General features: G+C 67.9%; 6 protein-coding genes. 3 read left to right on the top strand and 3 right to left on the bottom strand.

Annotated elements, in window-relative coordinates; all coding sequences use genetic code 11:
* Positions 1–3: 3 nt before the first annotated feature.
* From ASF16_RS18350 to ASF16_RS18340, 3 genes are all read left to right on the top strand, one after another.
* Positions 4–1,500, top strand: coding sequence for an efflux transporter outer membrane subunit (locus ASF16_RS18350; RefSeq protein WP_082517019.1), 1,497 nt, complete (start codon positions 4–6; stop codon positions 1,498–1,500).
* Positions 1,501–1,605: 105 nt separating this feature from the next.
* The gene (locus tag ASF16_RS18345) at positions 1,606–2,430 is read left to right on the top strand and encodes an undecaprenyl-diphosphate phosphatase (protein ID WP_056170795.1); all 825 of its coding nucleotides are present in this window, start codon (positions 1,606–1,608) and stop codon (positions 2,428–2,430) included.
* 160 nt (positions 2,431–2,590) lie between these two features.
* Positions 2,591–3,919: a diguanylate cyclase domain-containing protein gene (locus ASF16_RS18340; RefSeq protein WP_056170792.1), complete on the top strand. Its 1,329-nt coding sequence runs from the start codon at positions 2,591–2,593 to the stop codon at positions 3,917–3,919.
* A 139-nt stretch (positions 3,920–4,058) separates the two neighbouring features.
* On the opposite strand, the gene ASF16_RS18335 is transcribed toward ASF16_RS18340, so the two are convergent.
* The 3 genes from ASF16_RS18335 to ASF16_RS18325 form a co-directional block, all read right to left on the bottom strand.
* Positions 4,059–5,552 (bottom strand): FAD-binding oxidoreductase, encoded by a 1,494-nt coding sequence (locus ASF16_RS18335; protein ID WP_056170491.1) that lies wholly within the window; start codon positions 5,550–5,552, stop codon positions 4,059–4,061.
* A gap of 173 nt (positions 5,553–5,725) precedes the next feature.
* Positions 5,726–7,531, bottom strand: a complete 1,806-nt coding sequence (locus tag ASF16_RS18330; protein WP_082517018.1) for a diguanylate cyclase — start codon at positions 7,529–7,531, stop codon at positions 5,726–5,728.
* A gap of 74 nt (positions 7,532–7,605) precedes the next feature.
* Complete coding sequence (locus tag ASF16_RS18325; protein ID WP_056170786.1) at positions 7,606–9,363, bottom strand: diguanylate cyclase; 1,758 nt, start codon at positions 9,361–9,363, stop codon at positions 7,606–7,608.
* Positions 9,364–9,365 lie beyond the last annotated feature (2 nt).

The raw sequence follows: 9,365 nt of genomic DNA, 5'->3' as shown, positions 1-9,365 counted from the left end.
CCCATGACCTACCTCCACGCCCCGTTCACACCCGGCGCACACGCCGCTCGGCTCCCCACGGCCCGACCCACGACGCTGGCACTGGTGCTGGCCGCCGCCGCGCTACTGTCGGCGTGCTCGGTCACGCCGCCCTACCAGCAGCCCGACATGGCGGTGCCCGCCGCTTTCAAGGAAGCCGGTGCCACCTGGGCCCCCGCAGCGCCCGCCGACGCGCTGGACCGCGGCCCCTGGTGGGAGCTGTTTCAGGACGCCGAGCTCAACCGCCTGGCCGAGCAGGTGCAGCTGTCCAACCAGAACATCGCCGCCGCCGTGGCGGCCTATGCGCAGGCGCAGGCCGTGGTGCGCCAGCAGCGGGCGGGGCTGTTTCCGTCGGTGAGCCTGTCGGGCGGTGCCACGCGCAACGGCGGCGAGGGCGCTGCGCGCTCGGGCCTGACCACCCAGGCATCGCTGGGGGTCGACTGGGCGCCTGACCTGTGGGGGCGCCTGCAAAGCGGCGTCACTGGCGCCCAGGCCAGCGCGCAGGCGAGCGAGGCCGACCTGGCCTCGGCACGCCTGTCGGCCGTGGGCACGCTGGCCTCGGCGTACTTTCAGCTGCGCGAGGCGGATGCGGAGATCGAGCTGCTGGACGCCACGGTGGACGGCTACGAGCGCAGCCTGCAGATCGCCCGCAACCGCTACAGCGCGGGCGTGGTGGCGCAGACCGACGTGCTGCAGGCGCAGACCCAGCTGGCCAACGCCCGAGCGGACCTGGCTACCGTGCGGCAGAACCGCGCCCGCTTCGAGCATGCGCTGGCCGTGCTGACCGGGCGCGCGCCGGCCGATTTTTCGCTGCCGCGCGCGCAGTGGTCGGCCCAGGTGCCCGATGTGCCGCTGGGCGTGCCCTCGACGCTGCTGCAACGCCGGCCCGACATCGCAGCGGCCGAGCGCGCGGTGGCGGCGGCCAATGCGCAGATCGGCATTCAGCGTGCGGCGTATTTCCCGGGCCTGAGTCTGGGCGGGTCGGTGGGCAGTGGCGGCAGCAGCGTGGCCGATTTGTTCAAGGCATCCACACTGGTGTGGTCGCTCGGCCTGTCGGTGGCGCAGACGATCTTCGATGCGGGCGCCACGGCGGCCCGGGTGGAAGAAGCCCAGGCCGCGCGCGAGGGCCGCGTGGCGGTGTACCGCCAGACGGTGCTCACGGCGTTCCAGACGGTGGAAGACCAGCTCACGGTGCTGCGCACCTTGCAGGAGCAGGAGCCCCTGCGCCGCGAGGCGGTGGCCGCGGCGGAGCGCACGGCGCAGCAGCTGCTCAACCGCTACCGCGAAGGGCAGGTGGGCTACACCGAGGTGGTGACGGCCCAGGCCTCGGCGCTGTCCGCACAGCGTGCGCTGCTGCAGCTGCAGGTCAACCGCCAGCTGGCGGCGGTGACGCTGGTGCAGGCCCTGGGCGGCGGGTGGCAGTCGCCGTGGCAGGCATCGGCACAGACGCCTCAGCAGGCGTCTGCACAGGCGCGGCCCTGAAGGGCGGCAGCCCGCTGCGCATATACTCCTGTTTTGATAGCTGCTAGCGCTTGCCTGGCAAGCGGTAGAGGCATATTTGAATTAAATTTTCCTTAAGGAGTGCGCGTGGACGTTCTATTGCTGGCCAAGGCCGCCATCATGGGCGTGGTCGAGGGCCTGACCGAGTTCCTGCCCATTTCCTCCACGGGACACCTGATCCTGGCGGGCTCGCTGCTCGGGTTCGACGACGCCAAGGCCAAGGTGTTCGACATCGCCATCCAGACGGGCGCCATATTCGCCGTCATCCTGGTGTACTGGCAAAAGATCCGCGACACGCTGGTGGCCCTGCCCACCGAGCGCCAGGCCCAGCGGTTCGCGCTCAACGTGTTCATCGGCTTCCTGCCGGCGGTGGTGCTGGGCCTGCTGTTTGGCAAGATGATCAAGGCGCACCTGTTCACGCCGGTGGTGGTGGCCAGCACCTTCATCCTGGGCGGCTTCATCATCCTGTGGGCCGAGCGGCGCTCGCCGGCCGCCACGCGCATCCAGACGGTGGACGAGATGACGCCGCTCGATGCGCTCAAGGTCGGCCTGGTGCAGTGCCTGGCCATGGTGCCGGGCACCAGCCGCAGCGGCGCGACCATCATCGGCGGCATGCTGCTCGGCTTGTCGCGCAAGGCCGCCACGGACTTCTCGTTCTTCCTGGCCATCCCCACGCTGATCGGGGCCGGGGTGTACAGCCTGTACAAGGAGCGCGCGCTGCTGTCGGCGGCCGACATTCCGATGTTCGCGGTCGGGCTGGTGTTCTCGTTCATCAGCGCCTGGCTGTGCGTGCGTTGGCTGCTGCGCTACATCAGCAGCCACAGCTTCGTGCCTTTTGCGTACTACCGCATCGTCTTCGGCATCATCGTGCTGGTGACCGCCTGGACGGGCTGGGTGCAGTGGGCGGAATGACTTTGCGCATCCGGATGGATTGGTTATAGAACGAAAGTGATAAGCTGACGGCACACCCTGCCGCTCGGCGCAGGGGCCGAGGCGCGCGGCGGTGACCTTTCTGGAGGACTGGCGCGCGGGGCGTTCCACCGATGACCCTGCCCGCTGGGGCTTTCGCCGCATGAAGCAAGACGATCCAGAGTTGTCCGACTATCGGGCCATCGCCCCTGGCCACAGCCTGTCCAAGGGCGAATTGCTGGATGTGATCACGCGCAGCGCTGGCGCCACCATGGCGGTGGTGGACCGCAGCCTCACCATGCTGTATGTCAACGATGAGTACGCGCGCTGGTTCGGCACGGTGCCCGAGCAACTGGTGGGCAGGTCGCTGACCAGGATGTACGGTGATGCGGCTGTCACCGCTTTCATGCCTTTCGTGGCCCGCGTGCTGTCGGGCGAGCGGGTGCAGTACCAGCGCCTTCTGCGCACGCCGTATGGGTTTGACGAGTGGCGCACCATCTGCCTCACGCCATGGCACAACGCCGAGGGCTCCATCGAAGGCTTCATCACCACCGCTCTCGACGTGCACGAACTGCAGGTCGCCATGGATGCGCTGCGGGCCGCCAACCAGCGCCTGTCGTCGCACATGGAGAACAGCCCGCTGTCGGTCTTTGAGATGGATCACAACCTGCGGCTGCTGCACTGTTCGCAGCGTGCCGTGCAGCTCATGGGCTGGGTGCATGTGGCGGGTCTGGAAGGGCAACTGCTGCCCGAGCTGTTGCACCTCTCGCCTGCCGACACCAGCCTGCTGCTGGCCCTGCAGCGCCTGCAGTCAGGGCAGGAGTCACAGAACCGGGCCGAAACCTCGTTCCTGCGCGACGACGGCACCGAGGTGCACTGCGAGTGGTTCAACTCCGCGCTGACCGATGCGGATGGCCAGGTCACATCGATCATGGCGCTGGTCGAGGACGTGTCCGCCAAGATCGAGATTGCGCGCCAGCAGCACTACCTGGCCCACCACGATTCGCTCACCGGCCTGTTCAACAGGGCCGCATTTCAAAAGCAGCTGGAGAAGGCATTGGACGCCGTGCGGGACAGCAGTGCGGGGTCGGTGGCCTTGCTGTTCATCGACCTGGATGGCTTTAAGGGCGTCAACGACACCGAGGGCCACCGGGCCGGCGACGAGGTGCTGCGCATCGTGGCGCAGCGCATTGCCAGCACCGTGCGCCTGGGCGACACGATGGCGCGGCTGGGAGGTGACGAGTTCCTGGTCATGCTGGAGCACGAAGTCACGCGCGATGTGACGGACACCATCGGCCACCGGCTGCTGCATGCGTTGCAGCAGCCGATGCAGGTGGAGGGGCGAGACCTGGTCATCGGCGCCAGCATCGGTGTGGCGATCTGCCCCCCGCTGGAAGGGCACATCGACGAACTCATGAACCGCGCCGACCAGGCCATGTACAGCGCCAAGCGCGCGGGCAAGGGTCGCCTGCATTACGCCGACACGGATTGACGGACTGCGGAATGATGGATCGGCTGATTGGCTGGTTTGCTAATTGGCCGATGGGTTGGGTGACTGGCGGGCGTGCGGCCCCGGTCGGTGCCATCGCCGTGCCGCACCAGGGCGCCGGGCCCTGGTGGGAACCGGCACTCTAGTCCGGCAGCGCGATGCTCTGCGCGAAGTGGAAGAAGTTGGTCGGGTCGTACTGCGCCTTCACTTTGCGCAGGCGCGGGTAGGCGGGCCCCCAGTAGGCCTCGGCAAAGTTCGCCAGGCTGCCGTCCGGGTAGTTCTGGTAAACGTGCCCGTTCAGGAAAGGCTTGACCAGCTTCATGAAGCCCGCAAGCCATGCCTCCATCTGGGCCCGCTCGGCAGGGTTGCGCCAGAACACGTCCACCACCAGGTCGGCATCCGCGTTGCGGTGGATGAAGGCGCTGTCCCCCACCGGGTAGCGGTTGATGGCCCCGCCGTAGGGCTCCAGATACGCCAGCGACCAGGGGTTGGGCGAGGTCTTGAAGTAGTCGATGATGCGCTGCCAGTCTGCCTTGGACAGCCGCGTGCTGATGTACCCGCTGGCCTTGGACTCTGCCACGCCATTGGGCAGGTTGTCGGGCAGGCTGTAGGGATGGTCCTCCAGCCAGGTGTTCATGGCCGGGTAGCTGCCCGACTTGTCGACCAGCAGCTGTGCGCTAGGGATGGCCAGCAGGGGCGCAATGGCCTGCAGGCCAGCCTCGCGGGTGCCGCAGAACATGCCCTGCACCATGTACACCGGCACGTTGTTCTGAAGCCCCAGGTTCATCATGTAGCCCAGCGCATCGGGCGCGCCGGTCTTCATGAAGTCGCGCTGCATGAGCGTGAGCACGTCGGCGGCATGGGCCTCGTCCCAGCTGATGGCCCAGGCCCAGACGTCGTCCAGGCGCACCATGCGGTAGGTCACTTGCAGCAGCACGCCGAAGTTGCCGCCGGTGCCGCCGCGCATCGCCCAGTACAGCTCGGGGTTCTCGGCCGCGCTGGCCAGCACGATCTTCCCGCTGGCCAGCGCCACGCGAAACGATTCCACCACGTCGCTCTGGATGCCGAAGGCGCGCGACGTGTAGCCGTAGCCGCCGCCCTGCACGAAGCCGCCCACGCGCACGTTGCCGCAGGCGCCGGTGGGCACGTGCCAGCCGGTGCCCTTCATGGCGCCGTTGAAGGTGTCGAAGTCGGTGCCGGGCAGCACGTGAACACGCTTGGCCAACGGGTCGAGCGTGACGCCCGCGATGCCGCTCATGTCGATCACCATGCCGCTGTTGACCGAATAGCCCGCCGTGCTGTGGCCGCCGCTGCGCACCGCCACCCACAGCCGGTACTTGCGCGCCACGGCCAGGCATTCGAGCACGTCGCCTTCGCACACGCAGTAGACGATGACCTGGGGGTAGGCCTGGAACGCGGGGTTCGATTCCTGCCGGTCTTTGTCGTAATTGCGGTCCGACGGCAGCACGACGCGCCCGACGATGTGGTATTCGAGCTCGGCGATGGCCTCCCACGACATGGCTTCACCAGCGCCGTCGACGGCGACCACGGCAGCCGTATTCAACGCGGCGTGCGACCTGTAAAGTGCGATGCGTTCATCCTTGGCATGACGGGCAGGGCTCTTGCGATGGGGCATGGCGAACGGTCCTCCAGAGTAAATGGAGCCCCGTGTTTATCGCAGCTAGGGTTTTTTGACTAGTTCTGAATGACCGGTGCGACCATGCAGCACATGCAAGGGACAGGGACAGGCTTTTGTGCACGAAGGCCACGCTCAGAGAGGCAGCCATCAAGGGCCCGCCTGGAGTCAGGTCAGGATGACGACAACGCCAGATCGCCCGTGTTGCGGCGCAGGCAGAACTTGCCGCCCTGCTTGCCGCTGTACATCGCTGCATCGGCGAGCTTGAGCAGGCCCACGGCGTCGTTGGTGTCCTCCGGCGCCAGGGCGTAGCCGATGGTCAGTCCGACGGAGACCTGCAAATGCCCCAGCGAGAACGGCGAGCGGAAGGCATCGAGCAGCTTGTGCCCCAGCTCATGGGCCTGCTGCGCATTGCCCAGGTCGCCCGTCATCACCACGAACTCGTCGCCGCCAAGACGCGCCACCACGTCGCTTTGCCGCAGGTGGCCCTGCAAGCGGCGCGTGACGGCCACCAGCAGCTCATCGCCCACATCGTGGCCGTGCCGGTCGTTGACGGGCTTGAAGCCGTCGAGGTCCATCACGTACACCGCCAGCAGCTTGTCGGGGCCGCAGCGGGGCAGGGCCGAGGCCAGCGCGATGTTCAGCCCGCGCCGGTTGGGCAGCCCGGTGAGTGGGTCGGTGTGGGCCAGGGAGCGCATGGCGTCGCGTTCGCGGTTGGCGTCGATGGCCTCGGTGCGCAGCGCCTTGGTGCGCACCCCCAGCACCCGCATGAAGAGCAGCATGTCCAGCGTGGCGCCGAAACCGAACGAGTGCATGGTCCAGAAGTTCACCGGCACCCAGCCGCGGATGACGCCGATCACCGTAGCGGTGGCAGCAAAGTAGATCAGCCAGGCCAGCAGCAGGCTGGTGCCCACCGGGTCGCCCTGCCGGGCGCGGCGCACGGCGCCGGGTATGCCCATGAGCGCGGGCACCAGCCCGAGGATGCTGACCACGGCGGCAATGGCCGCTGTGCTCAGGACATCCAGCGCATGCACCACCGCCAGCAGCACGCACAGCACAGCGCCCCCCCGCATGGCGCGCAGCAGCCGGCTCTGCGGCCGGTGGCCCATGAGGGCCTGGCCGATGAAGAGGAACGACCCGCAGGTGGCCATCAGCGCCGACAGGCCTGCGGCATGCAGCTCGAGCCAGATGTTGTCCTGCCAGAGGTACTGCGACCCCAGGCCGAACAGGTGCAGCGAGAACAGCGTGCTGCCGGTGATGAGCAGTGCGTACTGCAGGAACAATACGTCCCGCAGGTTGATCCACTGCGCCAGGCTGTAGATCAACAGGCACAGCGCCAGGCCGGTCAGAATGCCTTGCAGCATCTGCTCATTCATGGCGGCGCTGTGCCACGCGGTGGGCTTGTTGATCGTGATGGGCAGCACCATCGCGCCGGTGGTTTCCACGCGCAGCAGCACGTCGTAGTGCTGCCCCGGTTGCATCACGAGCGGCAGGGCGTGCGTGCGGGTGCGCAACGGGCGTTGCGAGAACGGCTGCAGGCTGCCGAGCGTGGCCTGTTGCGTCACGTGGCCCCCATGGGTCAGGTACACCTCGATGCGCTGCAGCACGGGGTAGTCGATGTCCAGTACCCAGTTGCCGTCGGAGCTGGGCGCCACGGTGACCGGCACGCGCACCCACACCGCGTCGGTCCGCACGCCCAGCGTGCCGCTGCTGCGCGGGGGCGCGGTGAACTCGGCGGTCCGCGCCATGACATCGTTCACGGACAGCACGCGGGACGCATCGTTCAGGATGGTGACTGCGGGCCAGGCCTCGTGCGAGTGCACGTCATCGCGCAGCAGGATGCGGCCGCTGGTGCCGTCGCCCTGCGCCCAGCCGCTGTGGCACCACAAGGCCACCAGCAGCAGAACACAGCCTGCCAGCCAGCGCCTGAGGAGGGCCGGCAACCGTTGCCACGGTAGCAAAAGGAAGGCGGTGCACATGGGGTGGATGGACGCTCAGGCAGTATAGGAGGGCAGCAGGGGCTTGGTGTGTGGGGTGGCGTGGCTCAAGCTGCTCAAAGGGACGGCGCCAGTTCGTTGCTGCCGCGGCGGACCGAGCGTTTGCCGTTTTGCTTGCCCGTGTACATGGCCGCATCGGCCAGCCGGATCAGCCCCAGCGGGTCTTCGCTGTCCAGCGGCGCGATGGCGTAGCCCGCCGTGAGTCCCACGTGCAGCTGGAGGTGGCTCAGCTGGAAGGGCTGCTCGAAGGCGCGCAGCAGTGCCTGCCCCAGCTCATGCGCCTGCTCCGGCGTTTCCAGTCCTTGCGCCATGATGATGAATTCATCGCCACCCAGCCGGGCCACCATGTCCGAGTGGTGGCGCACGCTGCGCTGCAGGCGGTGGCCCACGGCCACCAGCAGGTCGTCGCCGACGTCGTGGCCGTGTGCATCGTTCACAGGCTTGAACCCGTCGAGGTCCATGAGGTAGACCGCCACCAGCCGCTGCGCAGAGCACTGCGCCAGCGCCGCATGCAGCGCATGCTGCAGGCCGCGCCGGTTGCTCAGGCCGGTGAGGTGGTCGGTGTGGGCCAGCGAGCGCATCAGGTCACGCTCTTGCATGGCCTCCTGGGCTTGTGCCTGGGCTGCGTTGGCGCGAAGGCCCAGCACGCGAAAGAAGAGCAGCATGTCCAGCGTGGCGCCGAACTGGAACGAATGCAGCGTCCAGAAGTTCGCTGGCACCCAGCCCTGGACCAGGCACACCATGACCGCGGCGGCCACGCCGAACGCGATCCATGCCGCCAGCAAGGTGGCGCCGATCGGGTCTTTGTGCCGCACCCGCGTGATGGCGGCGGGCAGGCTGATGAGGGAGGGCAGGGCGCCTGCCAGGCTCATGTACGCGATGCCGAAGGGCACGCTCACCCAGCCCAGCACCAGTGCAGCGCAGACCGCTGCGGTGATCGCCGCGCCGGCCCGCATGGTGCGCGCGTACCGGCTGTGCGGTGTGTCGCCGGCCAGCGTGTGGCCCAGGAACAGGAACGAGCCCGCCAGGGCCATCAGCCCTGCTGCCAGGCCTGCATACCGGCCCATCCACACATTGTTCGGCCACAAAAACTGGGCCCCCAGGCCGAAGAACTGCAGCGAAAAAATCGCGCTGCCCACCACCACCAGCGCATAGAAGCCGAACATCCGGTCGCGCTGCGTGACCCACTGGACCAGGCTGTACGCGAGCAGGAAGAACGCCAGCCCGTTGAGCAGGCCCTGCAGCATCTGCTCACTGAGGGCGGCATGCATCTGGTAGGGCATCTCCCCCACCGTGATGGGCAGGATCAGCGGCCCCGTCGCCTGCACCCGGATGAGCAGGTCGTACGGCTGCCCGGCCTGCAGGTCGAACGCCATCGCAGGGGTGCGGCTGGACAGTTGCCCCTCGCCCGGCTGGCGGGTGCTCACCTTCTGCAGTACCTGGCCACCGCGGGTCAGGTAGATCTCGGCCTGCAGCGAGCTGTAGCCCAGATCGACCACCCAGGGGGTGCGCAGCGCCTCGGGCGCAACGACGGGAATGCGCAGCCATATCGCTGCCTTGTGCACACCCAGTGATCCCCCGCGCTGGGCGGGCGCCTCGAACTCGTCCAGGCGCGCGAGCATGTCCTCGACCGAGAGGCTGTACGTGGTGTCGGCCTTGAGCGTGATGGCCTCCCAGGCATTCACCTGGGGCCTCGTCTGCGTGAGCACCAGGGGCTCGTCGGCCTGCACCTGCAGCGGCAGGGCCATGGGTACGAGCAGGCACAGCAGGGTCGATAGAAAGCCTGCGTGCGCGCGCCAGAGCCGGGCCGGCATCA

Origin of the sequence: Acidovorax sp. Leaf78 (assembly GCF_001422735.1) — a bacterium.
GTDB lineage: Bacteria > Pseudomonadota > Gammaproteobacteria > Burkholderiales > Burkholderiaceae_C > Acidovorax.
The sequence above is the reverse complement of the archived record's forward strand: the minus strand, read 5'-3'. Positions and strand labels throughout refer to the sequence as shown.

What these genes read in the sequence shown, in the direction of transcription:
- ASF16_RS18335 (WP_056170491.1), bottom strand. Translation starts at nt 5,552, where the DNA reads ATGCCCCATCGCAAGAGCCCTGCCCGTCATGCCAAGGATGAACGCATC.
- ASF16_RS18330 (WP_082517018.1), bottom strand. Translation starts at nt 7,531, where the DNA reads ATGTGCACCGCCTTCCTTTTGCTACCGTGGCAACGGTTGCCGGCCCTC.
- ASF16_RS18350 (WP_082517019.1), top strand. Translation starts at nt 4, where the DNA reads ATGACCTACCTCCACGCCCCGTTCACACCCGGCGCACACGCCGCTCGG.
- ASF16_RS18340 (WP_056170792.1), top strand. Translation starts at nt 2,591, where the DNA reads ATGAAGCAAGACGATCCAGAGTTGTCCGACTATCGGGCCATCGCCCCT.
- ASF16_RS18325 (WP_056170786.1), bottom strand. Translation starts at nt 9,363, where the DNA reads ATGCCGGCCCGGCTCTGGCGCGCGCACGCAGGCTTTCTATCGACCCTG.